The 886-nt window shown below is 64.2% G+C and carries 1 pseudogene and 1 other annotated feature; the pseudogene reads right to left on the reverse strand.

Annotated features, from left to right (window positions below):
• Positions 1 to 74: 74 nt before the first annotated feature.
• Positions 75 to 811: pseudogene (locus BST44_RS29205) on the reverse strand (IS3 family transposase); the annotation flags it as partial.
• Positions 660 to 791 (reverse strand) — a sequence feature (AL1L pseudoknot). Its footprint overlaps the pseudogene before it by 132 nt.
• Positions 812 to 886 lie beyond the last annotated feature (75 nt).

The following is an 886-nucleotide window of genomic DNA, read 5'->3' on the forward strand; positions in this document are numbered from 1 at the left end:
ACCGGTCAAGCATTTCCGTTGTTGGCGTGTCGTTTACGTGATTCAGCCGGCCACGATTAGCCGGTCAACAGGCAGTCCCCGATGGTGCCGATCGAGGGCACCGCACCGACCTCGGCGAGACGTTCACCGTAGCGGATGGAAGTGAACTGGGACCCGGCATCGGAGTGACATGTCAAGCCCGGCAATGTGTTTCCACGTGACCAGCGGGCCATCTCGATCGCGTCGAGCACCATGGTTGTGCGCATGTGGGAGGCCACCCGCCAGCCCACGATCATCCGGGAGTAGGCATCGACGATGAAGCACACATACGCCACCCCAGCCCAGGTCGGCACGAATGTTAGATCCGTGACCCACAGTTGGTTCGGCGTAGTCGCCGTGAACTTCCGCTTGACCAGATCGGGGTGGCGAGGCGCTGTCAGGTCGGGTTTGGTGGTGCGGACCCGTTTGCCGCGCCGCGCTCCTTGGATGCCGGCTGCGCGCATCAGTCGGGCGACCTGGTCTCGCCCGACGTCGTGGCCGGCACGGCGGGCGGCTTTCCACAGCTTGCGGGCGCCGTAGACCCGGTAGTTGTCCCACAGCGCCACCAGGGCGGGCGCCAGCTCGGCGTCTCGACGGGCCCGTGCCGACAGCGGCCGTGCCTTGGTGTCGTAGTAAGTACTCGGGGCCACCGACACCCCTGCGGTGCGCAGGACGGTGCAGATGGGCTCGACCCCGAATTCCCCACGGTGGGTGTCGATGAAGTCGACTACTTCTTGTGTTGGCGGTCGAGCTCCGCGCCGAAGAAACTGGCCGCTCGTTTCAGAATCTCGTTGGTTATCTGAGGCCGTGAGGAAGCTGTTCACCATGTAGACGACACGCGTTCGGAGATGCCGGGAAATGCGTTGTG

Origin of the sequence: Mycobacterium scrofulaceum, from assembly GCF_002086735.1 — a bacterium.
GTDB lineage: Bacteria > Actinomycetota > Actinomycetes > Mycobacteriales > Mycobacteriaceae > Mycobacterium > Mycobacterium scrofulaceum.